This window comes from Parabacteroides sp. AT13 (assembly GCF_002272965.1).
GTDB classification, from domain to species: domain Bacteria; phylum Bacteroidota; class Bacteroidia; order Bacteroidales; family Tannerellaceae; genus Parabacteroides; species Parabacteroides distasonis.
On the sequence record NZ_NQMH01000002.1, the window covers coordinates 497,793 to 521,395 of the forward strand.

Below are 23,603 nucleotides of genomic sequence, written 5' to 3' on the forward strand. Positions count from 1 at the left end.
GTTAGGTATAATTCTCGATTTCTTTTCTTAGTGTTTGTAGTGCCTTGGTCATTTCCGCTTCTACTGTCTTTATGGACAATGAGAGGCTGGAGGCTATCTCCGCGTATTTCATTCCTTCGAAACGGTGCATCCGAAAGATCCGGAGGCGTCGTTCGGGCAATTTACCTAATGCCCGGTTGACCAAGGATTGCAATTCTTTGTACTCAAGTTGATCTTGCGGGGTATACGATTCGGATTCCGGATTCTCTCCGGCTAAAACCGTATTCCGGTATCGGTATCGTACTTCCTGATGCTCCAGATATTGTAAGGACCGGTTCCGGGTAGCTCCATAAAGGTAGTTCTTGATGGAACGTAAGATCGGAAGAGATTCTCTTTCTTTCCAGAACACGTAAAACAAGTCCTGGACGATCTCCTCCGCAACTTCCAGCTCTCCTGTTATACTGGTTGCGTACAGGCAAAGAGGGGTATAATAAAGCCTGAAAATACTTTCGAATGCTTTAATATCCCCTTCCTTGATCTTTTTGAGTACGAACAAATCCATAATAATTTGGTTTCAACAGATAATTGATAATGGACAAAGATAATGATTTGTCCATATCATTGTCGATAGTATATTTACACGGTCAATTTTTATGTTGCTTCTTTAATTTATATACCGCATTCTCCAAAGACTCGGTAGGCTCGATAATGTTGTAAGCTCCCCAGAAGTTCTCGTCGGCGAAGTCCGATACCTTGTCGGATAGAGACTGATCCGCTTTAAAAGACATCCGGTAGGGGATGGAGTTATTTTGTTCTTTACCATCGGTAACGACCATCTCGGATACGATCGTGTAGTTGGTAGAGAAGAGTTTTCGTTTCCAGTCGCATTTAAAGCGAACCTCATTGCGGATATAACTCAGATAGCTCATGCCGTCACGTTCTTTGTAAGTTACGAGGAAAGCTACCTCCACGGGTTTAAATCGCAAGCCAAAAGGCTTTTTGCGGAGGATGGCCTCGGTAGCCTTATTCCGGTCATCCATGCTGAGGGCGAATTCCGCACGGCTGAAGGAAAGCCGTTCCTTATCGATATATAATTTGCCGTAATATAAAGCGTAAGGCAAGATCGCTTGAGGTTGGAAACTGATTACGTAATGCGGTCGGTCGTTTAACATCACGCTTTCTTCCATACGGAAGGCGTAATAAGGTAAGATATTCGGGTCGAGCAATAAATCCGGATTCTTCACCACATCCACGTAAACGGATAGGTTAGGGCCTCCCAATAATTTCACGGCTAATGTGTCGCTAGCCTTCTCGCTCAATAATTTACGTCCTTTATAGATCTGTACCCGATCCCGTTCCACGTTCCTGTCCTTATAGGGAGTTTTGTAAACATCGATAACCGCTTCCGATATATTGATATAGCGACGGCCTTTTTGTGCGGTCTCCCGGTAGAACCCAGTAAGCATGCTACCCGTGGTAATGTAATTCTTATTTACTTTCTCAATCGCTTCCTCTACGATATATCGAGGATCTCCGGCCCGGATAATGACTTCGCTGAGCGTATTCATGTTCGGTTCGAGTAATACCGTACATTCTAATATGTCCTTATCGTTTACGGGGATCAAGCCATTCAAATATCCGATATGCGATACTTCTACTTGTCTGGCATGGAGGCCGTTTTTCACTTTGATAGAGAACTCACCGTCATTATTGGTGATCGTTCCCACGTTGGTTCCCGGAATAGAGATATTTACGTATTCCAGTTTTTTTCGTGTTTGCTTGTCTTTTACTACACCGCTGACAGTGATAAACTCATCGTCTGCGCTATCCTGTGCCTTTATAGAGGTTACACCGCAAGCCAACAGTATCATCAGGATAAATCCCATAGTTTGTTTACAGAGCGCTTTCATATTTGTATTGTTTTAATGGTAAATAATCACTTTGTACTTATATGATCGCCCAGGAAAGAAATACCCTATGGGATTTATCAAAAAAATCACACAACCTTTTGTCCGGGCTGCAAAGTCAACATTTCTTTAGGTACCGCTTTCTTGATGCTCTCTATTAAAATACCCGCTACGGTATGCCGGATAAAATCTTTACGGGTGACAAAGACGATCTCCCGTGTCGGCTTGGGAATGGCGAACGGACGTACCAATTCTTTCTGCTCTTTACTTAACTGCAGGGTAGCCAATTCCGGGATGAACGTAATACCGTTACCGCTTTCCACCATACGCATAAATGTCTCTAGGCTACCTAAACGGTAAGCGGCTTGGCGAACCTTTACCTTCTCCATCTGGCAGAAACGCATCAGCTGGTCACGGAAGCAATGTCCCTCGTCCAACAGCCACAACCGCTCGTCGTTGATATCGGCGGTACGGATCAAATCCTTTTTGAATATAGATTCGTTGTGAGCCACGTATCCGAAGAATTGCTCATAATATAATATATCTCCTTGTAAATTGGATTCAGTGGGTTGGTTCGCTATGATAGCGGCGTCGATTTCCCCGTTTTGCAGGGCGGCCATAGTGGGAGCGGTTTTCATTTCCAGCATACGGATGTCAAGATCCGTATGCTTTTCCGATAATTGCTGGAAAAAGCGAGGTAGTAAATAAGGGGCGATAGTCGGTAGCACCGCTAAGCGGAACGTACCTTTCAATGACTGTTCCTCCTCGTTCACGATATCTTTGATAAGAGAAGCCTGATAGAGGACATTTCTCGCTTGCTCAATAACCTTACGTCCGGCAGGTGTGGGGCGAACGGGTTGTAGGTTTCGATCGAACAATTTAATACCTAGTTCGTCTTCCAGCTTTTGGATCATCATACTCAATGTCGGTTGTGTCACCCTACAATGCTCTGCTGCCTTTGCGAAATGACGATAAGTATCCACCGCTAGGATATATTCGAGTTGCTGTATATTCATAGTACTTAATTTTACAAGCGTTAGAAATTAATGAAGACAAACTTACGGAAAAACGCTGGAATAATCGAATAAAAGTGGAAGAATAAAGCAGCTTAATTTGAGTATTAGGCATTTAGGGGGAAATCGGAGAAGTTGGGTGAAAAGCCAAAATACATTTGCTTATCATGGAACAGACGAATGGGCTAACTGGATGATAGATTTACACAGAAAAAATATGTAACTTTGGAGAGTTATTTACAAATGGTTTACAGTCGTATATATAATGAGCTAAAAATTAATTGATTAAAGTATATGTCAGACAGTATCGTCATTATTCCTACATACAACGAGAAGGAGAATATTGAGAATATCATTCGTGCCGTGTTCGGGCTGGAGAAAGTGTTTCATATCTTGGTGATCGATGATGGCTCTCCGGATGGGACGGCGGCTATCGTGAAGGGCTTGCAGAAGGAGTTCCCGGAGCGTCTTTTTATCGTGGAGCGTAAGGGGAAGCTGGGATTGGGTACCGCTTATATCCGGGGTTTTAAATGGGCTATCGAGCATAAATATGATTTTATTTTCGAGATGGACGCCGATTTCAGTCATAATCCCAATGACCTGCCGAAGCTATACGCCGCTTGTACCGGGCAGGGTGCCGACGTAGCCATCGGATCGAGGTATTGCAACGGGGTGAATGTGGTGAACTGGCCGTTGGGCCGTGTGTTGATGTCTTATTTCGCCTCGGTGTATGTCCGTATCGTCACGGGTATGAAGATACAGGATACGACGGCGGGCTTTAAATGTTACCGCCGTGAGGTGCTGGAGACGATCGATCTGGACCGTGTCCATTTCAAGGGATACGCCTTTCAGGTGGAGATGAAGTTTACGGCTTATAAGTGCGGCTTCAAGCTCGTGGAGGTGCCGATCATCTTTATCAACCGTGCCTTGGGTGTCTCCAAGATGAACTCTTCGATATTCGGGGAGGCTTTATTCGGCGTCCTTCAATTGAAATGGTGGAGTTTCTTCAGGAAGTATCCGAGGAAACATGCGAGCCATGCCTAATGAAAACAGAGTTTGACAATTTATAATAGAATAAGAAAGATGAATAAAATATTAATCCAAAATCCGAGAATCATCAACGAGGGCCGTTCTTTTATCGGCTCGGTGTTGGTGGAGGGGGATAAGATCGCGGCGGTGTTCGAGGGGGAGGTTCCCGGGAACGTGCGTGCCGAGGCGAACCAAGTGATCGACGCTACGGGGAAATGGTTGATACCGGGCGTCATCGATGATCAGGTGCATTTCCGGGACCCCGGGCTTACCCATAAGGGGGATATCGGGACCGAGAGCCGTGCGGCCGTGGCCGGTGGCGTGACGACCTTCATGGACATGCCGAACACGAAGCCACAGACCACGACGATCGCCGATCTGGAATGGAAATTCAACCGTGCCGCCGAGGTCTCCCGTGCGAATTACTCCTTCTTCTTCGGTGGGACAAACGATAATATGGACGAGATCCGCAGGCTGGATCGTAGCCGTGTGCCGGGACTGAAACTCTTCCTCGGCTCGTCTACGGGAAATATGCTGGTGGACAAGAAAGACTCGTTGGAGCGTATCTTCGGCGAGGCCGGTATGCTGATCGCCATCCACGCGGAGAAAGAGGAGGTGATCCGGCGTAATATCCAGTATTACACGAACCTGCATGGCGAGGATCTGGATATCTCTTTCCATAGTAAGATCCGTAGCGAGGAGGCCTGCTACCAATGCTCGGCCGAGGCGGTTGAACTGGCTACCCGCTTGGATTCCCGTTTGCATATCCTGCATCTCTCCACGGAGAAGGAATTATCGTTGCTCAGTAACCATCTTCCCTTGAGCGAGAAAAAGATAACCGGCGAGGTCTGCGTGCACCATCTGTGGTTTCATGACGGCGACTACGCCCAATTCGGTAATCGTATCAAGTGGAATCCTTCTATCAAGACGATCGAGGATCGCACGGCGCTGCGTGAGGCGGTCAATAACAATACGATCGATATCGTGGCTACCGACCATGCCCCGCATCTACCGGAGGAGAAGCAAGGCTCTTGCTTGAAGGCGGCTTCCGGAGGACCGCTTATCCAGCACTCCTTGATCACGATGTTGGAGCTGGCGATGGAAGGCCGTTTCACGTACGAGAAGGTGGTCGAGAAGATGGCGCATATGCCGGCGGAGCTGTTCCGTATCGATAGGAGGGGATACATCCGTCCCGGATACTACGCCGATATCGTATTGATCGATCCGGAGAGGACTTGGACGGTATCGAAGGAGAATATCTTGTACAAATGCGGTTGGTCTCCTTTCGAGGGCTATACGTTCCACCATGGCGTATGGAAGACTTTCGTGAATGGCGAGTTGGCCTATGGCGATGGAGTGGTGAATGACGCCGTGAGAGGTAAAGAAGTCCGTTATCTATAGTAGTAGAGACGGGGGAGATACCCCGTCTCACCCTATCTATTGGATATCGATCAGTTTATGGGTTTGCAGGCTTAGCCTCCACCGGGGATGCCGGAGGATGTAATCCACTACCTCTTTCGTATTTTGGCAGGAGCAGGGTTGCAGGAAATGGTACCGTGCGGGGATTTCGGCGTATGCGGACAGGTCTTGCCCGGTATAAACCACCTTTATCTCGTCGATCCTTTCCAATACCACCGGGGCGTTCTCCTTGGGCGAGCAAGTCACCCAGTCGATGCCGTCGGGCAAGGGGCGTGTGCCGTTCGTCTCGATACAGATCTGTTTCCCCGCCTCACGTAAGCGGGATATAAGCGCCTTGTCGATCCACAGACTAGGTTCTCCTCCCGTCAGGATCACTATCCGTGCGGGAAAGGAAGATACCTTCTCCACGATCTCCTCGTCCGTCATCATTACGCCCTCCTCGTGGCGGGTGTCGCAGAAGCTACATCTCAGGTTGCAACCGGAGAAGCGGACGAATACGGCGGGAGTCCCCGTATGGAACCCCTCGCCTTGCAAGCTGTAGAATATTTCGTTAATCTTCCTCATAGATCGCCGTGTTACCCTCAGACTCTTTTACCTCTACCTTGAAACAAGATGGGATCTGCTCGTATACCCAAAAGGCTATGTTCTCCGCCGTCGGGTTGAAAGGCAAGATATCGTTTAAGTTCTGGTGGTCCAACAGGGATTTCACCGATCTCTTGATATGACTGAAATCGACCACCATGCCATCGGCGTTTAATTCCTTGGAGCGGCAATAAACCGTGATCATCCAATTGTGACCATGTAGATTCTCACATTTGCTGGGGTAGGACAATCTCAAGCTATGGGAAGCGGAGATCTCCATACGTTTAATTACGGTATACATACGATAATAATGTTTATACGATAAATAATAATGTACCTAATGTCACCTCGGCACACAAAAAAATCCCGGATATTAATCCGGGATGCAAATATACGAAATATTTAGTTTGTTTGTACGACACTTGTCTACGATCGGTAGAGACAGGCGGTACGTCGATCGGCTATGCCTCTTGGTTCAGCGCCTTCATCGAGAACAGGAAGGTCGTTCCTTTGCCCTCGCCCTCGGACTCGAACCAAAGCTTTCCTCCATGAAGCTCCACGAAGTCCTTGCAAAGCATCAATCCCAGACCGGAGCCTTTCTCGTTCTTCGTCCCGTAGGTCGTGAAATGCGAGTCTTGTTTCAAGAGCTTGTCTTGATCCTCTTTCTTGATGCCCTTGCCGGTATCTTTCACGCTAACGGTTACGAAATCCCCCTCGGAGCGTGAGGATAAGGTGATCGTGCCCCCCTCGAAACTAAACTTCATGGCGTTAGAGATCAGGTTACGGATAATCGTCTTGAGCATATCGATATCGACCAAGCCTACCAGCTCTTTATCCAGATTTTCTAGGATAATCTTCACGCCTTTTTGCGCCGCCATCGGGACATACATCTCGGCGGTACTGTCGATGATACTGTTTATGTCGGTCTGTTGCTTATATACGTGCTGCTTGTTCAAGCGGTTCTTGGCCCATTTCAGCAGGTTGTCCAGCAAGAGGAAGATCTCCTCGGAGGTCTTGTTCATCATCTGGATCATCTCGTACACCTCGTCGCCTACCCGCTCCTTGTCCACCATCATCAAGATGGCGTTATTCATCATTTTCAACGAGCCTAGCGGGGAACGCAGGTCATGGGCGATAACGGAGTATAGCGTATCCCTAGACTCGATCGTGTTCTCCAGCTCGGCCTTGATGCGCTTGATGCTGTAAAGCTCGTAGCGGTGGGCCACCCTCTTCACCAGCTCCTCACGTTGGAAAGGCTTTGTGACGTATTCGGTGGCGCCCAATTGGTAACCTTTCACGATGCTTTGCATATCGCTTAGGGCGGACATGATAATCACGGGTATATCCGTAGTCTCGGGATTGCTTTTCAGATGCTGGAGGACCTCATATCCGTCCATCTCAGGCATCATGATATCGAGTAATATCAGATTTGGGTGTTTCTCGTTAGCTATGCGTAGTGCTTTTGTCCCGCTGTCGCAAGTCAAAAGCGTATATCCCTCTTTCTTCAGTATGGCTTGTACTAGCATGACGTTTGTAGGGACATCATCTACGATAAGAACTTTATACTCTGAGGCCAATTTATCCATTGTATCTAAATTGTGTTCTAGTTTTCTTGATATTCAAATAGTATCAATAGCGCAAAAGTATTAATTAAAGTCGACATATAACGACTATTTATCCATCTATTTTTTTATTTTTTTATCCCGCGCCTCGTTTGGCTTTTTCCCAAGCGCCTGTGCCTTTATGCTTAGCGAGATAGCTATACCCTCGTATGACATTGATATTCATGAATAAAAAGTAATAAGGAATGAATAATAGCTTGTTCCGGATGTTCCGTTTTTCCATTTTATACCCCAAGTATCCCAGCAGGTAAAACGCTAATTGCAGGGCAAGGATGACCGTGTAAAGGGTATGCCCGGTACAGGCTAGGAGAAGGTTGAGGGGCAGGAGGGCGAAGAGCACGACCGGCGTCAGCGTCCAGCGCAGTACCCGGTGGCTGATGTATTGGAAGCTCAGTATCCCGTACCGGAAGATATTCAATAATCCCCGTAGCCGCCATACCGATTGCAATCCTCCGGCCGATATGCGTACTTTACGTTTCTCCTCCTCCCGCATGTTCAGGGAGGCGCTCTCGAGGGCGTACGCCTCTTTGCTGTAAGCGATCTTATAGCCTTTCATCGCTATGCGCAGGGAGAGGATGAAATCGTCCAGTAGGGTATCCGGGGGCATCTGCTCGAAGAGGGAGGTACGGATGGCGAAGAGTTCGCCTGCCGCCCCGACGGCGGAGTATAGGCGGTAGTCCAGTCGCTTGAGGGCGGACTCGTATTTCCAGTATATGCCTTCTCCGGCGGTGGCTCCTTGCTCGGCTTGTATCTCTACCCGTTTCTCTCCGGCCACGCAGCCTACCCGTGGGTCGCTGAACTGGCGTATGATCTCCTTGATGGCGCCCTTGTTCAGCATCGTGTTGGCGTCGGTGAAGATGACGTAGGGAGTATTGACGTAGGGGAGGGCCCGGTTCAAGGCGGCGGTCTTTCCTTGTCGCCGCGGTTGGTACAGTACGGTGACCTCCGGGTACTCTTTCAGTCTCTCATTCGTGTTGTCATTGCTTCCATCGGTGATCCAGACCAGTCTCAGCTTATCCGCCGGATAATCCAGTTGTCTGCAATTCACCATCTTGCTCGCCACGATCGCCTCCTCGTTGTAGGCGGCTATCAGCAACGTGGCCTCCGGCAGCGGCTCTGGAAGGCGGGGGGACCGGGGTTTTACGAACAGCTCCTTGATCTTGACCATAAGGTATAATACGATCCCATACCCCAGATAGGTATAGAAAACGATCCCGATGCCGATCCAGAAGAGGATCTCAATGATGGCTGAATAATTTTTTATCATAATATAATAATGTAACTATAACTATATGTTAATCACGCATAGGCAAAGAAACATCTTTTTAATATGAAAAACAAAATTCTTTATGATAATCTTAGGAAGTTACCTGTCTTCTAGTTTGAATTTACTAATTTTGTCGAAAATTGTAAATTCACGATATGGTTATTCTGCAGGGGTTAGAAATTGCTTTGTTTACCTTGTTTTCTATCAAGGTACTATATCTATTTGTTTTTAGTGTCGCTTCCCGTCTCCGTGTAGCGAAACAGGAAGAGCGTCGTGAACACGGTATGCGCAGGATCGTGATTTTGATACCGGCCTATAAGGAAGATAAAGTAATCATGGAGTGTGTCGAGTCTTGTTTATGCCAAGATTATCCCTCCACCCATTATGATGCGGTGGTGATTTCCGATAAGATGAGTGATGATACGAACCGGACTTTATCATCGTTGCCTATTCAATTAGAGATCGTTCATTTTGAGAATAGCACCAAGGCCAAGGCGTTGAATCTGGCCATGAGTCATTTGGAAGGTTATGATATTGCTTTGATTTTGGATGCGGATAATACGATAGGGCCAGATTTCTTGCGAAAGATAAACCAAGCGGCTTTTACGGATACGACCGTAGCTTACCAAGCGCACCGTACGGCAAAGAATTTGAATACGAATTTAGCTTATCTGGATGCTGTAAGTGAGGAGATTAATAATAGTATTTTCCGGCAAGGGCATGTGAATCTCGGATTTTCCTCGGCCTTGATCGGGTCAGGCATGGCCTTTCAGTATGATTTTATAAAGAACGAGTTGGCCGGCATTCATGCGGTAGGCGGTTTTGATCGTGCTTTAGAGCTTTCCCTGTTTAAAAATAACAAGCGGATCGGTTATTTGCCGGACGCTTATGTATGGGATGAGAAGATCCAGAATCAGAAAGATTTCGCCAATCAACGCAGGCGTTGGCTATCTGCTCAATTTCATTATTTAGGCGAGTCCCTCGGTGATCTTCCTTCTGCCATAAAAGCGGGTAAATGGGATTTTTGTGATAAGATATTCCAGCAAATGAGCCTTCCGAGGATCATTATAATGGGGGTTATATTCATTATGTCGGTCGTGTTGTCATTTATATGCTGGCCTGCCTCGGTGAAATGGTGGATACTGCTTGGCCTTCTGTTGTTATCCTTGGCGTTGGCTATACCCAAGGAATTGTATACGAGAAGGCTTTGCGAGGCGTTGATCTCATTGCCCGGGTCATTTTGGGAGATGTTCTTGAATCTCTTCCGGTTAAGGGGGGCGAACAAAAAATTCATACATACGGAACATGGGGTAAAACAATAAATTAGGTGTGATTATGTTTATCGGTAAATGGGATGTTGAGAGAAAGGAAGATTTCCTTTATGAGGGTTCTTGTCGGATTCATAAGGTCGATGGGATATCTGTTTGGTTCTTTGGGGTACTTTATAATAAAAAGACATTAGGTTATGATCCTGCCGCTAATGAGGCTAAAATAATCATTGAGATTTATCGAGAAAAAGGTTACACAGGCTTCGCCCGGTTAGACGGCTCATTTACTTGCTTGTTGAGAACTCCGGATTCGGCGGTGATATTCAGGGACCATCATGGTACATCTTATCAGGTTTATTATACGAGTCAATATTTTTCCTCCTCGCTTATGCGTTTAAAAGATATGGACGGATTTACGGCAGTCCCTAATTATAAGGCCTTAAGCTCATTTCTTTCCATAGGCTATATAGAGACCCCTATGTGTGCGTTGGAAGGGGTCTGTAAGCTGGGTGCCGGAGAACTCCTGTTATGGCGGGATGGGGATTTGAGAAGTATGTCTTTATTTCCTTCCTACACCATGGCTCCTGCTACTCCTCGAAAAAGTCTGGAAGAATACGCGGAAGAATATGCCGGATTGCATGCCGTGGCTATCCAAAGACGTATCGGCTCTAGTGCCAACGTCGGTATCCTATTGAGCGGAGGATATGATTCCGGCTGTAATTTAGCGGCCTTGCGAAAGATCTATAATGGAGATATCCGTTCCTATTCCATAGGGTTCAAAGGTGATAACTGGACCGAGTTGCCTTTGGCACGTTGTATGTCCGATACGTTTCATACGATTCATGCGGAATATGAGATAGATGGAAGCGAAATCTCTTCTTTGCCGGATATCGTAGAGTTTCTGGGTGATCCGTTCGTCGAAGGAGGCTTAATGGTAAATTACTCGGTCATGCGTCTGATCGGCCAAGCCAAGCCGGATATCCTGTTAGGAGGCGATGGCAGTGATCAATATTTCGGGACTTCCGGCAGGGAGGTAGCGTTGCATTACTTGACGTCCCGTATCGGGATGAAACCATTGATGCGCTTATTGTATGGGTTCTTGAATCAATCCGGTTTTGATACGAATAACTCGCTTTATCGACTTCGTTTCCATTTGGATAAGATATTGCATATATTGCAAGGTGATTTATTCGGTTTTCCCTCTTTTTGGCTAAAGGATTTGATGCTTGATCAAGACTTTTTGCCGGCACCGGATCGGCACCGTCCCGATACGCGAAGCTTCGAGGCTCTTTACACGCAGCATCTTTATAAAAGCGACGTGGAGAGGATCATTAACCAGGTCATTTTATTTAAGGCTTCCAAGATGGCCGATATGTTTGGCAATAACTTGGCTTTCCCGTATATGGATCTTGACTTGTATCGTTTCTTGTCGGAATTGCCGGTTTGCTATAAGTGCAAGGGTGATAGTGTCGCCAAGATCGCCAGAGGCCATGCCACGGCAAAATATCTGTTGAAGTATCATTATAAGCCATTGCTTCCTGAGGCGATCACCTCGAAGAAAAAGCAAGGAGGCTTCGCCCCGATGCCCCTGTTTTTCAAGGATGACAGGCAAAGGACTCGTATAGCGGACTTTATTCTTAGCTCTTCAGTGGTTGGCGACTACTTGAATAGAAAGACCGTGGAGCGCTTCGTGAGAAGATATGACTTGGAGGTTCATAATGAGGATAACTGGTTTTGGTATAGACAAAATAGGGCGATACAATATTTCAATTTGCTGACATTGGCGATCTGGTGGGAGCGATTTATAGGGAATAAGGATTGTTTAAGCTTTTGATACTCGAATAATATGTCGATCAAGCAGCAAGTCACTAAAAGTGTTTTCTGGAGCGCGGTAGAACGATTCTCCGTGCAGGGAGTCCAATTTATATTGAGCCTGATAATCGCCCGCCTGCTTCTGCCTGCCGATTATGGCTTGATCGCCATGTTGAGTATATTCATGTCGATAGCCCAGACCTTTATCGATAGCGGCTTTGCGAATGCCTTAATCCAGAAGAAGGATAGGACGGACGCGGATTATAGTACCGTGTTCTATTTTAATATTGTCATTTCCGTCTTGATCTACTTGTTATTATACATGTCTTCTCCTTGGATCGCCAAGTTCTATGAAGAAGACCAGTTGGCTCCGATCGCCCGGGGCATCGGGCTTACGCTCATTATCAACTCCTTTGGGATCGTCCAGCAGGCCAAGATGACGATATCCTTGGATTTTAAGCGCCAAGCCCAGGCCTCTTTGTCGGCCGTGGTGCTGAGTGGCGGTGTAGGTGTCTGGCTGGCTTATTCCGGTTATGGAGCTTGGGCATTGGTCTACCAGTCCTTGCTGAATAATTTCTTTCGTGTCGTCCTTGTCTGGTTTTTCTCCGGCTGGATGCCCGGCAGGAGTTTCTCCTTGGAGTCGTTCCGCACGTTATTCTCGTTTGGCTCGAAGTTGTTGCTGTCCTCATTGTTACATACTTTATACAAGAATCTATATACATTGATAATAGGAAAGAAATTCTCGGCGGCCGAGCTGGGATACTATAACCGTGCCTTTACGCTGGCCCAATTCCCCTCGACGAATTTGACGGACGTGATCGTGCGAGCCGTGTACCCGATACAATGTAGGTTGCAGGATGACGAGGAAGCTCTGAGCCGCATGTTCTTGAGATATATGCGAATGGCGTGTTTCCTGGTTTTTCCAGTCATGCTTATTTTGTGTGCGTTGGCTGATCCTTTGGTTCGTTTGCTGTTGACAGATAAATGGATTGAGGCGGTGCCGTTATTGCAAATACTTTGTATCGCATACATGTGGGACCCGGTAATGAAGATAAATAATAGCTTGTTGAATGTCAAGGGGCGCTCGGATTATTTCCTGTATGCGGAGATATTGAAGAAGACCATGGCTTTCTTGATTCTTTTCGCTACTATTCCATTGGGCGTGAAAGGAATGTGCGCCGGTCTTATTCTATATTCTTTCGTGGATATGATAATAATAACCTATTATACCCGCAAACTCACGAGACTGGGTATGTTCGTGCAGATATGTGAACTATCGCCGATTTTATTCCTCACGTTTACTATGGGAGGGATCGTTTATGTAATAACGTTACTAAGCATACCTCCGTTCGCGCAATTAGTCATTGGGGGGAGCGTCGGGATCGCTTATTATTTATATCTCTCATATTTGTTTAATTTTCAAGAGTTTGATTTGATAAAACATCTTGTCAAGGAAAAAATTAATCTATAGGGTTTGATTGGTTCGTTTTAGATATTCTTCAAGCGTGATTGGGCTTTGCCGTTGCATCTTTCTTTTTACCAACGTTTTCACCAGATGAAAGAATGCGGATATGGTGATTTGCAGATCGTTTTTCTTATCCCTGTACGGAAAGATCGTTCTGATCATCTCGTCAGACCAATCCTGCTCGAAAAACGCCCTGTAATAAGGATCGTCCGGATTGACTAAGATATCGATGGAATCTTTCCATTCATATCGAACTGTCGTTATTTGGTGATAGGCCAGATAAAATATGCGAAGGGATATACTTTCGTATGGCAGGAAATTCAGGAATGTCTTACCATAATCGGGAAACAGGGAGGGGAGTTTCGCCTTATCGAATAACACGAGTTTCCCATTGATTTCTAGGCAAACCCATTTATGTGATTTTTTAGGGAACAAGGATTCTCCGATGAAACTGGGGACTTCCAGATAGCCACGAGTGGCGGTTCGTTGTAATTCATTAACGAGAGCGATGGGGTCGTCTACATGTTCTAATACTTGTGCGCAAATGACATAGTCGAAATCTTTATCCTTGAAAGGCATGCTGGAACCGTCAGCGTTTATGAATTTCTGGTGTGGGTATATTTTTATATCGCCTCCTCTATGGTAATTGGAGGATATATATTTTTCCACGATGACGTTGGCTCGGTATGTAGGATTATGCCCACTCCCGACTTCCAGTACCTTATCGGATTTGTTGATCCGTAAATCATGCCGGTCTATTGGATTTCGTTCTTTCATGATTTGTTGTAATTGTTTGTATTATTTTTACTTGTTTGATGGAGTGAATGGCACCTACGTTCCTGACGTGAGGAACCTCAGTATCTTGTTCCTGTTCGCGATTCGCTGGAGAATGACGGGAATGAATATAGCCATTGCGGTAGCGAACATGAATATAAGGATCTCCGAGCTTACCCCAAGCCGGTTCAATATAATCCGGCCTCCGGAAGTACCGAAACCGTGATATAGGTAAATAATATAAGCGTAGCTTCCTACCCACGTGAATAGGCGACTGGAGTAGCTTTGGCTGAGTAGCAAGGCTAGAGTGGCCATGACCCATAGAGGCCGTGTGAGGCCGTAGAGGAGATCTTTCGATACCGCTGGGTAAAACCACTCGAGCTGCAATGAGAGGACACCCACTATGGCGAGCGAAGATAAGGCGACACTTGTCTTATGGGTGATTATTTGCTTGGAGAACCTGCGGATCCCGACTCCGGCTACGAAATAGGGAAACTGGGCCATCGCTCCCATGAAACTGAATAGGTTGGGGATTTGCCCATTGCTCAAGAATATCTTTTGTACTACTAAGCCGGCAAAGGCACATACGAGGCAGATGGCCCAACCGCCAAACTTATCCATCCATTTGTTGGCATCTATCATACGGATGGCCGCGAACATCAAGAACAGGGATGGCAGATACCAGTAGATCGTGTATGGGAATACGTATATTCTCCATATATCCGCTAGGTTTCCTTTCTGGTTGGTGCCCGGCGTTATGTATTGGATCAAGAAATAGAGCGTGGCGGCCACTGCCATCGGTACGAGCAAGCGATATGCCTTTCTCTTCATAAACGTACCGGAGGAACCCGCTTTGACAGGCTTGAGCGCATATACCCATCCGGCTATCGCCGTGAATAGGGGCATCTGGATGTAGTTGATCCACAGATACAGGTAACGCCAAGGCGAGGGAAAATCTATTCTCATCCCACCCTCGGGGGTAGAACCTATCACGTGACCTATCACCACGAGAAGGATGGCGATTCCCCGGAGGGTCTCGATATGCGAGTTCTTATTAGTTTGTGTCATTCCTTTTATATCTGCGATGATTGATACTCTGATATTTTCTTTGAATGGACAAAAATAATAAATAAAAACCAAGAGTTGTTCATTTTCATGGATTTTCTCTTGGTTTTAGGGTCGCTAAAAGAGTATGCCATATGTTTTTCCCAGCGAGCTCAGCGCCGCCGAGAGTATCAGCCCCCAGCCCAGCAGGTTCAAGGGGCCGGGCGAGGGGTGGACGAGAGCGAGAGTATCGCCCCGATAGCCGCCAGCGCCGCCTCCCGCATGTCCAGCAGGAGGGAGAGTGCCGCCAGCAGGAAGAGGCTGGCCAAGGCGAGCAGGCGGAAGTGGGGGAAAGGGGGGCGTGGGCTCCGTGGGAGTGTCGGTCGTGTCATGGGGCGGTTGTTTTTGGGGCGTGTGAGATCCTAGGTTTAGCAAGAAATCCAGCAGGCTGCGGACGAAGGCAAGTATTTGTCGTATCTTATTCATATCAATTGTTGTTTTTTAGGGATGAGTAAATCGGTTCGATCTCGTGGCAGAGCTGTACCAGCGTCTCCCGGTAGCGCTCCCGGTTGTCGCCGTTCAGCTCGCTGATGTAGGGGCTGTAGGCGATGGCCTTGGCGTAGTCGGCGGGGAAACGGCTCATGGCGGCGGCCTGCGGGTAGGAGCAGACGAGGAGGCGGGCGAAGTCGAGGTAGGAGTTGCGTGCCGAGTCGTAGCGGCGGAACAGCAACTCGCCCCGCTTGTATCGGGCGGTGACGCGGCCCCCGTGCCAGAAGGCGTTGCTCGCCCCGTAGCCAGTGATGCCGAAATGGTTGTTGGCCTCCCGGGCTAGGCGGGAGGTGCCCCAGCCGCTTTCTAGGGCGGCTTGGGCAAGGAGGATGATGGGGTTTAGGTGGAAGCGGTCGCCGGCGGACTGGGCGTCGGCAAGGTGGGTGGAGATATAGGCTTGTTTCATGATATATACGATGAATTATGATTTGATTTTTCTTGGAAAATTAATCTTAAATTACTATCTTTGAATAAGTTAATAAATAAACAGCATCAGTATGGAAAAGCGGGAGACCGGTGTCGGCGCCTATTATTTTTGTGATATAGCGATGAGTTATTTTCCCTTATTGTCGAAGAAGAAAGCCTCGGATAAGCTGTCCCGGTGGATACGTGTCAGCGGAAAGTTGATGGAGCGGCTGGAGGAGTGCGGATGGCATCCCCGCCAACGGATCTTATCGCCCCGTCAGCGGGAGTGCATCGTGTCGCACCTAGGGGAGCCCTGATTTAGATTTCGTCGGGGGATTCGCTGTCGCTTCCTCCCGGGGCGGGTGCGTCGGGCACGATCTTCTCGAACTTGGCGAGGCCGGTGACGCTCTTTAGCGTCACGCTCGGACGGAAGACGATCCGAGGACGTTTGATAAGGGAGGCGTTGAAGTCGGACTCCAGCTTGGTACCCTTGCTGCCGATCACGGCTTGGAAGTGGCCGAGATCGCCTAGCTGGACGGTCTCCCCTTTCTGGAGGCGTTGCTTGAGGATGTAGAGGAGGCCGTCTACCACGACGTGCACGTCGCCCCGGGAGGCGGTGCTGCGGTCGGCGATCTGGTCGCACAGCTCCTCGAAATCGCAGGTGCCGGTGGACTTGTTCACGGCGTAATACAACTTGGAGTCGGCGGCGGCTCCCTTGGTCATGTCTTTTCGTAAGACTAATCGGTACTTGATCGGCATAATGTCTGGTGTTTTTTTGATTACGTTGTAAAGGTACGACATGCCGCCGGTGGGATTCCGGTTAACGGGGACGAAGGGGGGCGAGGTCGGGTGAATGGGGGTAAAGAGTTGGATTTAGGGGGGATAATGCTTGTTTGTCAAGAAAAATAACCGTATGTTTGCCTTATCAAAATTCGATTGACATGAAAAATTTACGGTATGAAAGAGAAAGACAAGCGGCGAGACGTGAGAGGTGAGTCCCGTGAACGGGTGAAGTGCCAGCGTGAGACGTTGGGCAAATATTTTTATGATTTGTCAAAACTGACGTTCACGGCGTTGGTGCTGGGTGGAATAGCTATGTTATTCCAATCGGAAAAGATAGAGATAAGTATGATTGGAATGTTCATGGTAGGGATCTTGTTCTCTGTCGGGTTAGCTTTCTGTGGTAATAAAATCTTGAAATAATAAAGAGCTATGAATCCATTGACATTTCTTTTCGGGGTAATGCTATTGATACTTGTGGTGTTTATCGTTTGGATGTACACGCCATCCGGCAAGCGTTGGTTGGATAGCATGAAATAAAAGGACTATCGTGTTTCCGGTCCGAACACTACTGTGTTTGGCTTCGGATACTACTGTGTTGGCTTCCCAACGCAATAGTGTTCGGCGCCAAGCACAGTAGTGTTTTTTTTGTCTCCCCCCCTATATCCCCTCCGGCAGGATACTTTGGCTTTGCAATTCCCGGGCGATACGGTCGCTCAGGGCGAAGTGATTCTCGAGCGTGGCTTGTAGGCGCAGGCGCTCGCCGGGTGTCGCCGCCATGCGGACGGACTCCAAAGCCCGGGCTAGCTTCCGGCGTGCGAAGGACTCGCCGTAGAGGAGCACTTGGAAGCGGGTCTCGTCGGGAAGCCGCTCGTCCGGTACCGGTCCGGTATCCTGCGGTGCGGAGGCCCGGAGGGAGAGGACAAGGGCGGAGAGCCGTTCGTCCGCTATCCCGTCCGGATGCTTGCCCTCGGCGAGGAGGTGGAGCAAGCGGGCGTGCTCCGGGTCTTCTAGGGGAAGCTCGTTGTCCGCCAGTTCGCCGGAGACCCATGCGGGCAGGGAAATCCCGTTTCCGTCGGGGTCGTAGAACATCCGGTCATGGTGCGTGAGGCAAAAACGCAGTAATGTCCTTTCTCGTGGCAGGGCGGGCGTGAGGCCTGCGGCTTCCTTCTTCGGCACCGGTACCGGTACGTTTTTCGGGCCTGTGGCGACGGAGATTTCCTGCCGTAGTACCTCTATCGGTATTCCCGTCGCTCCGGATAGCTCCCCGATCCTTCGGTACACGGCCAGCGGGGAGGAGAGGAGGCCGATCTCGCCCAACGCCCCGTTGATGGCGGCGGTGTCCGTGTGAGGGCGGGAAGCCGCTTGGCGGATGCGGTAGGAGAGGTAATCGAGGGTACCCTCCCGTGCTAGGCGTGCCAGCTCGTCGCTCCCTTTCCGGCGGTACACCTCGTCCGGGTCCATGCCGTCGGGCAGGGGAAGCAGGCTGACGGCGCATCCCTCGGACAGGAGCATATGGGCGCACCGGACCGTGTTCTGCCGTCCCGCCGGATCGGGATCGAGAGAGAGCGTCACCTGCCCGGCCAGCCTCCGTATCGCCCGGATATGCTCCTCGGTGAGCGCCGTGCCGCATAGCCCCACGGCGTACCGTATGCCGGAGGCGTGGAAGGCGAGCACGTCCTTGTATCCCTCGCAAAGCAGGATGCGCCCCTCGGAGCGAACGGCCTTCACCGCCTTGTGCAGGCCGTAGAGGATATGCCCCTTGTGGTAGGCGGGACTGTCGGGGGAGTTGACGTATTTCCGCCCCTTCTCCGACGGGGTAAGGCTCCGTCCGGCGAACCCGGCCACCTGTCCCCCGGTGGTGTGTATCGGGAAGATGAGCCGGCCTAGGAAGGGGCGGAACACTTGGGGGACGTCGGGCGGGCAAAGTCCCACGCCGAAGCCGCGGTAGGTCTCTTCCAGCCCATGGCGATCCTCTACCGTACGTGCCGTACCTACGGGGTGGCCCGGTAGCAGGCCGCTAGCGAACGAGGCGTTCGCCAGCAACAACGCTTCCCGCTCGTCCCGCCGCCGCTCACGACCAGCGGCAGCGGTCTCTTCCACCTCGATATTGTATTTGCGTGCCAGTAGGCGTACTGCCTCCTCGAAGCCGCATCCCTCCATGTGGCACACGAGCCGTATCGGGTCCGCCGCCTCGCCGCAACTGAAGCACTTCCCGATGTTCCTCGCCGGGGAGACGCGGAAGGAGGGATGCCGCTCGTCGTGGAACGGGCACAGCGCCACGAAGTCCTTCCCCGAGCGATGTAGCGTGAGGTAACCGGAGGCTACCTCGTCGATGCGGGCTGTCTCCCGCACCTTGCGCAGCGTATCGTCCGTCAGCATTCGAAGAGGCCCTTTCCCTTCGGTTTAGGCTCCGCTGCCCGGGCCTTGCGGACGCATGCCGGCTGGGTGTCGTCCCAGAAGGAGGTCACGCCCTCGTTGTGCATGAAGCGCACGTGTCCCAGCTCGCCTTGGCGGTTCTTGGCCAGCAGGATCGTGCCCCTCCCCCGGGTAGGCAGGTGCGTATCCGGGTCCTCGTGTATGTTCACCACGGAGAGGCGGCTGATGAAGGCCACCGTATCGGCGTCCTGCTCGATAGAGCCGGAGTCCCGGAGGTCGGATAGCTGGTGCCTGAAGGAGTAGGTCCCCCTCGTCTCGCAATTGCGGTTCAGCTGGCAGAGCAGCACGATCGGTATCTCCTCGTCCATCGCCGTAATCTTGGCCTTGCGGGTGATGTTCGAGATGGCCTCGTTCGGGGTCTGCCCCTTGTCGTCCCGGTTTACCAGCTGCAAGTAATCGATGATGGCGAGGGAACACTTCCCTTGCCGCCTCCTGAGGGAGATGTCGCAGCGTATCTCGTCTATTTGGATGTCCGAGCGTTGGTTGATACATATCGGCAATTCTTTCAGCTGCCGGCTCGCCTCCTCCAAGGCTCTCATCTCCTCCTCGGTGGCGGTTCCCTTGGTGATCTTCGAAGGCTCCACGTCGGCTATCTGTCCCAGCATCCTGAAGATCAGCTGTTCCCTCGACATCTCCAGGCTGTAGACGCAAACCGGTACCCCTTGCTTGGCGGCGTTCACCGCCATGAAAAGGGCGAAGGCCGTCTTTCCCATGCCCGGGCGGGCGGCGAACACGTGGAGCGAGCCTGTCCGCAACCCTCCCATAAGCCTGTCCAGTCCCCCCAGCCCGGTATGTATGCCCGCCGTACCGCCCCGGGCTACCCGCTCGCGTATCTCCCGTACCCGTGCCATGGCCTCGGCGGTGGCGGTAGGCATGTCCGGTATCTCGTGGGTGAGGGAGAGCTGCTCGCCCAGTTCGTCGGCCACCGTTCCCAGTTCCGATATCAGCTTTTGCGTATCCCGGTCGTCGGCCGCCGCCTTATGCGCCAGCTCGTGGCACCTCAGGATAAGCCGCCTTGCCACGAAGGCCTCCCTTATGTACTGGCAATGCTGCCGTACGAACTCTCCGCCTACCTCCATGTAGCCGTCTTGCCGGGCCAGCTCGAAGAGGTCGGGCAGTTGCCCGGCCCTCTCCGGCGAGAGCCTCCGTATCTCTTTCTCCACCGAGAGTATATCCGTTCCTTCCCCCTTCCCGTGAAGGCTGAGGTAGGCCTCTATCGCCAAGGCGATATCCGGGTGGGTGAACATCTCGGGCCTTATCCTGAAGGCGATCTCGGGAAGGCTCTTGCGTGAGGCCAGCAGCCCGAAGAGCAGGGCTTTCTCCGCTTTCCGCTCTTCGGGTAGCGTGAGGCTGGCGGGGATTTGTTTGAATGAAGTGTTATTCATGTCGATCGATAAATAAGTTTGTATAATTGATGATCTCCACGGCAAGTCCGCAGGTGAATTTCTTCTTGGTGATCACTTTCTTTTCCGCCAAGTCGTTCAGGTTCTTGCGCAAGGCGTAGACCGAGCAGTTCAAAAAGGCTGCCATCTCGGGTATCTTTATGATGCATTGTCCCTCCTTGATGGCATACTGCTCTCCATTCCACATATACGAGTACCCGCTATAGCTGGCCTTGCTGTACAGGTAGAGCATGATACCGGTCTTCACCGAGGATTTCTTGTCCTTGCAATAATCCTTGATAAGGATACTCAGGAACTGTCTGGGGTATCGGGTGTAGCCATTCCGACGCAAATCGTCAGGGCTAAATAGTTTAGACATAGGTCGATAGGATTATACCCAAGGGGCGTTGTCTGGTTCCTTTTCTATTTTCGCACCGCATTTCGCACTACGTTTCGCATGACCAACCGTTTGATTTGTAGCGTATTGGATAAAAATGGTTATCTTTTTTCGCACTGCGTTTCGCACGACTATATATAAGTATATTAGTAAAGATAAGAAAAGAGAAGAGGCGACGTTACGCCGCCATTCTTTTTTTAAACAAAATTCCATGATGTTCAGATAGCTTTTTCACAATGGACGTAAATCGTAACGGAATGAATGTTCCACTCTTTTTATGTAGATCGTGATGGTTAAATAAATAATAAATTCATTCCACAAAGATCGGTATAATATTTAATAAATACAAAGTATTTTATGCTTTAAATATATGTTTATAAATATGCTTATTTGTTCTTTATAGTGTGAATAAATTACTAAATTCCGGAAGGGATAATATACTGTATAATGAATGTTTATATATATTATTTTTTATGAATATTCTTTGTATTACCCCCGGTGAGAATCGCCAATAAGGTTGGGTGGAATTTATTTAGGTAATAGAATAATAGATAGCAAATCACGATTATGAAGCTGGGGATGAGGAAATATAATAGTATCATGGAAAAGCTGCTATCTGGCTTTAGTAGTTTGTATAACCCTCTTTTTAGGAACATTTGTATTTGCATATGTAATAAGAAGCAAAAATAACTACCAGCCGATAATCCAATGAGTAATTCTCCTTTCCCTTTTTCGATGATTGTTAGGCATATGTGAGATACGCATAGAATGCCTAGAAGGATATTTATCAAATAATAATAATGATGATATGGGTATCCTTGATATAGAGTGGCTATAATCAAGCTTATTAGAAATAAAGGGTAAAACCATTTAGCCTTTGTCTTTATAAAATTTTCTATATCGTAACTTCCTAATGCGCACCATGCGCCAAGAGTGAAAAAGAATATAGTGTCGATTATATATATATTAATGTTTAGTGATTTATGGAAAAACCAAATTCCACCGATAACGTATAAACTATAGTGTTTTGTATATTTGTATGAATACCAAAGAAGGGGAGAAAATACGCACATAATAAAAAGATTCCTTAAGAACCAAAATTGTCCTACGAACATGCTCGTGTTGAAAAGACCTGAATATGCGCTGATAAAGTCTTTCCATTTGTAATCTTCGATAAGTAAATTATTACCAGAGAAAAGGCTGGCAGTATAAGGTATTTTCTGGGCAATGTAATAAAGCAGTAAATATAGAGTAGTCCATATTATGATAGGTTGTAATAAATGCTTAGCCCGAGTCTTTAGGTGTTTTTTATAATCAATAAATGTGTTTTTGTAGTTTATGAAGAAAAGATATCCGGATATAATGAAAAACAATGGAACAGCTGTCCTTGTTGTCAAAGTCAAGGCTGTGGACAAATATTTATAAATGGCATAAGATCCATCATACGATGCGCTAAGTTCTTGATTGGTCAAACCTGTCATGGCCGCATGTAAGAACACGATTTGGAAACAAAGTATGGTTCTTAATGCGGAAATTGTTTTTGAAAGAGTGGTTGTCATTATCATAATAATTTAAATATGGTTGTATTTAATATTGAATATTGTCCGTCAGCCCATGGAAACTTCCTTTTATAAACGCTGACAGGGAAACCCATTCCCTGCGTAGCAGATGATAAAAGATGTTTTTGGGGATTACTATAGTTAATTGGTACATGATGGAGAGGAGAAAAAAGAGGCCTTTTCGGTTACGGCGTACGAACAGTATCCGGCTGCGGGTAAGGTAATAAAGCCGTTGCGGACTGCCTCGCTTGATAGTCATGCTTTCCTTGTGGAATACCGTGGCGGCGGGTTCGTACCATGTCTCATAGCCATGGCGGTGAAGTTGCAGGCTCCAGTCAAGCTCTTCGTAGAAAAGAAAATAAGCCTCTGTCATAGGTCCCGCTTCCTTGATCACCTTTCGGGTGGTCATCACGCAAGCTCCATGGATGGCATCCGTGCGTTTGGGCTGGTCAAAGTCGGCACAGTCTAACTGGTAGCCCGCCACTAGTTGATAGCTTGCCCGGATGGGATTGGCGGATTTGTAACCGGCGTATTGTATCGTGTCCCGTTGGTACTCATACTTGATCTTGGGTGAGACAGCGCCAATTCGCGAGTCCGACCGCAGGCGCTCCACTAATACCTTCAGTACGGGACATGTGATGATTATATCGTTATTGATGTATAAGATGTAATCTCCCTTTGCCGCCCGGTACCCCAGATTGTTCGCCCCGGCGAACCCGAGGTTCTTGTCGCTTCGGATCACCCGAGTAGTGTCGCCTAGCGCTCTCTCCAACCTCTCGCCGTCACCGTTGGGCGAGGCATTGTCCACCACGATGAACTCATGAGGATAATCCTCGAACTGGCGGAAACTTTCCACTAGCTCGAGCGTATCTTTGTATCCGTTGTAATTGACGGTTATGATTGATACCATG

Annotated in this window: 24 protein-coding genes; 8 read left to right on the plus strand and 16 right to left on the minus strand. The window is 48.7% G+C overall.

The window, feature by feature from the left end; all coding sequences use genetic code 11:
- Window position 1: 1 nt before the first annotated feature.
- The 3 genes from CI959_RS16400 to CI959_RS16410 form a co-directional block, all read right to left on the minus strand.
- On the minus strand, window positions 2–541 hold the full coding sequence (locus tag CI959_RS16400) for an RNA polymerase sigma-70 factor (RefSeq protein ID WP_009017919.1): 540 nt from the start codon (window positions 539–541) through the stop codon (window positions 2–4).
- Between the two features lie 82 nt (window positions 542–623).
- On the minus strand, window positions 624–1,889 hold the full coding sequence (locus tag CI959_RS16405) for a carboxypeptidase-like regulatory domain-containing protein (RefSeq protein WP_005856515.1): 1,266 nt from the start codon (window positions 1,887–1,889) through the stop codon (window positions 624–626).
- An 86-nt stretch (window positions 1,890–1,975) separates the two neighbouring features.
- Complete coding sequence (locus CI959_RS16410; RefSeq protein ID WP_005856517.1) at window positions 1,976–2,902, minus strand: hydrogen peroxide-inducible genes activator; 927 nt, start codon at window positions 2,900–2,902, stop codon at window positions 1,976–1,978.
- 291 nt (window positions 2,903–3,193) lie between these two features.
- Between CI959_RS16410 and CI959_RS16415 the strand changes: the two genes are divergently transcribed.
- Together CI959_RS16415 and CI959_RS16420 are read left to right on the plus strand one after the other, a co-directional pair.
- The gene (locus CI959_RS16415) at window positions 3,194–3,943 is read left to right on the plus strand and encodes a polyprenol monophosphomannose synthase (protein WP_005856519.1); all 750 of its coding nucleotides are present in this window, start codon (window positions 3,194–3,196) and stop codon (window positions 3,941–3,943) included.
- Between the two features lie 39 nt (window positions 3,944–3,982).
- Entirely contained in the window at window positions 3,983–5,329 is a 1,347-nt protein-coding gene (locus CI959_RS16420; RefSeq protein ID WP_005856521.1) for a dihydroorotase, read from the plus strand.
- A 36-nt stretch (window positions 5,330–5,365) separates the two neighbouring features.
- Here CI959_RS16420 and CI959_RS16425 read toward each other — a convergent pair whose 3' ends face one another.
- The 4 genes from CI959_RS16425 to CI959_RS16440 all read right to left on the minus strand — a co-directional run bounded on the left by CI959_RS16425 (window position 5,366) and on the right by CI959_RS16440 (window position 8,818).
- On the minus strand, window positions 5,366–5,911 hold the full coding sequence (locus CI959_RS16425) for a radical SAM protein (protein ID WP_005856523.1): 546 nt from the start codon (window positions 5,909–5,911) through the stop codon (window positions 5,366–5,368).
- Window positions 5,898–6,230 (minus strand): 6-carboxytetrahydropterin synthase, encoded by a 333-nt coding sequence (locus CI959_RS16430; RefSeq protein ID WP_005856525.1) that lies wholly within the window; start codon window positions 6,228–6,230, stop codon window positions 5,898–5,900. The genes CI959_RS16425 and CI959_RS16430 overlap by 14 nt, the downstream gene beginning before the upstream one ends.
- 160 nt (window positions 6,231–6,390) lie before the next feature.
- Complete coding sequence (locus tag CI959_RS16435; RefSeq protein WP_005856527.1) at window positions 6,391–7,515, minus strand: hybrid sensor histidine kinase/response regulator; 1,125 nt, start codon at window positions 7,513–7,515, stop codon at window positions 6,391–6,393.
- 112 nt (window positions 7,516–7,627) lie between these two features.
- Window positions 7,628–8,818 (minus strand): glycosyltransferase family 2 protein, encoded by a 1,191-nt coding sequence (locus tag CI959_RS16440; protein WP_057317335.1) that lies wholly within the window; start codon window positions 8,816–8,818, stop codon window positions 7,628–7,630.
- Between the two features lie 155 nt (window positions 8,819–8,973).
- Between CI959_RS16440 and CI959_RS16445 the strand changes: the two genes are divergently transcribed.
- Genes CI959_RS16445 through CI959_RS16455 form a run of 3 tightly spaced genes read left to right on the plus strand, consistent with a single transcriptional unit; the run spans window position 8,974 to window position 13,369 of the window.
- A complete protein-coding gene (locus tag CI959_RS16445) occupies window positions 8,974–10,140 on the plus strand; it encodes a glycosyltransferase family 2 protein (protein ID WP_057317334.1) in 1,167 nt (388 codons plus the stop codon).
- 13 nt (window positions 10,141–10,153) lie between these two features.
- Window positions 10,154–11,920: an asparagine synthetase B family protein gene (locus CI959_RS16450; RefSeq protein WP_095231488.1), complete on the plus strand. Its 1,767-nt coding sequence runs from the start codon at window positions 10,154–10,156 to the stop codon at window positions 11,918–11,920.
- Between the two features lie 12 nt (window positions 11,921–11,932).
- A complete protein-coding gene (locus tag CI959_RS16455) occupies window positions 11,933–13,369 on the plus strand; it encodes a lipopolysaccharide biosynthesis protein (RefSeq protein ID WP_057317333.1) in 1,437 nt (478 codons plus the stop codon).
- On the opposite strand, the gene CI959_RS16460 is transcribed toward CI959_RS16455, so the two are convergent.
- Together CI959_RS16460 and CI959_RS16465 are read right to left on the minus strand one after the other, a co-directional pair.
- A complete protein-coding gene (locus tag CI959_RS16460; protein WP_057317332.1) occupies window positions 13,364–14,140 on the minus strand; it encodes a class I SAM-dependent methyltransferase in 777 nt (258 codons plus the stop codon). The genes CI959_RS16455 and CI959_RS16460 overlap by 6 nt on opposite strands.
- 54 nt (window positions 14,141–14,194) lie before the next feature.
- Window positions 14,195–15,205: an acyltransferase family protein gene (locus CI959_RS16465; protein ID WP_057317331.1), complete on the minus strand. Its 1,011-nt coding sequence runs from the start codon at window positions 15,203–15,205 to the stop codon at window positions 14,195–14,197.
- Between the two features lie 131 nt (window positions 15,206–15,336).
- Between CI959_RS16465 and CI959_RS21575 the strand changes: the two genes are divergently transcribed.
- The gene (locus CI959_RS21575) at window positions 15,337–15,696 is read left to right on the plus strand and encodes a hypothetical protein (protein WP_172680046.1); all 360 of its coding nucleotides are present in this window, start codon (window positions 15,337–15,339) and stop codon (window positions 15,694–15,696) included.
- Here the strand turns inward: CI959_RS21575 and CI959_RS16475 are convergent.
- A complete protein-coding gene (locus CI959_RS16475) occupies window positions 15,669–16,136 on the minus strand; it encodes a glucosaminidase domain-containing protein (RefSeq protein WP_009017926.1) in 468 nt (155 codons plus the stop codon). The two genes, CI959_RS21575 and CI959_RS16475, sit on opposite strands and share 28 nt — an antisense overlap.
- A gap of 91 nt (window positions 16,137–16,227) precedes the next feature.
- Here CI959_RS16475 and CI959_RS16480 point away from each other — a divergent pair, with 91 nt between their 5' ends.
- Entirely contained in the window at window positions 16,228–16,452 is a 225-nt protein-coding gene (locus CI959_RS16480) for a DUF4248 domain-containing protein (protein WP_005856539.1), read from the plus strand.
- A 1-nt stretch (window position 16,453) separates the two neighbouring features.
- Here the strand turns inward: CI959_RS16480 and CI959_RS16485 are convergent, their stop codons facing one another.
- On the minus strand, window positions 16,454–16,894 hold the full coding sequence (locus CI959_RS16485) for an HU family DNA-binding protein (RefSeq protein ID WP_057317329.1): 441 nt from the start codon (window positions 16,892–16,894) through the stop codon (window positions 16,454–16,456).
- A 198-nt stretch (window positions 16,895–17,092) separates the two neighbouring features.
- Between CI959_RS16485 and CI959_RS16490 the strand changes: the two genes are divergently transcribed.
- Window positions 17,093–17,338: a DUF6722 family protein gene (locus CI959_RS16490; protein WP_057317328.1), complete on the plus strand. Its 246-nt coding sequence runs from the start codon at window positions 17,093–17,095 to the stop codon at window positions 17,336–17,338.
- A gap of 237 nt (window positions 17,339–17,575) precedes the next feature.
- Here the strand turns inward: CI959_RS16490 and CI959_RS16495 are convergent, their stop codons facing one another.
- The 5 genes from CI959_RS16495 to CI959_RS16520 form a co-directional block, all read right to left on the minus strand.
- Window positions 17,576–19,297 carry a DNA primase gene (locus CI959_RS16495; RefSeq protein ID WP_095231489.1) on the minus strand — a complete coding sequence of 574 codons (1,722 nt, stop codon included), beginning with the start codon at window positions 19,295–19,297 and terminating at the stop codon, window positions 17,576–17,578.
- Complete coding sequence (locus tag CI959_RS16500; protein ID WP_057317326.1) at window positions 19,291–20,739, minus strand: DnaB-like helicase C-terminal domain-containing protein; 1,449 nt, start codon at window positions 20,737–20,739, stop codon at window positions 19,291–19,293. The genes CI959_RS16495 and CI959_RS16500 overlap by 7 nt, the downstream gene beginning before the upstream one ends.
- Window positions 20,732–21,115, minus strand: coding sequence for a hypothetical protein (locus tag CI959_RS16505; protein WP_057317325.1), 384 nt, complete (start codon window positions 21,113–21,115; stop codon window positions 20,732–20,734). Before CI959_RS16505 ends, CI959_RS16500 begins: the two co-directional genes overlap by 8 nt.
- A 482-nt stretch (window positions 21,116–21,597) precedes the next feature.
- Window positions 21,598–22,698, minus strand: coding sequence for an acyltransferase (locus tag CI959_RS22120; RefSeq protein ID WP_057317323.1), 1,101 nt, complete (start codon window positions 22,696–22,698; stop codon window positions 21,598–21,600).
- Window positions 22,699–22,720: 22 nt separating this feature from the next.
- Window positions 22,721–23,602, minus strand: a complete 882-nt coding sequence (locus CI959_RS16520; RefSeq protein ID WP_057317322.1) for a glycosyltransferase family 2 protein — start codon at window positions 23,600–23,602, stop codon at window positions 22,721–22,723.
- Between the last annotated feature and the right edge of the window lies 1 nt (window position 23,603).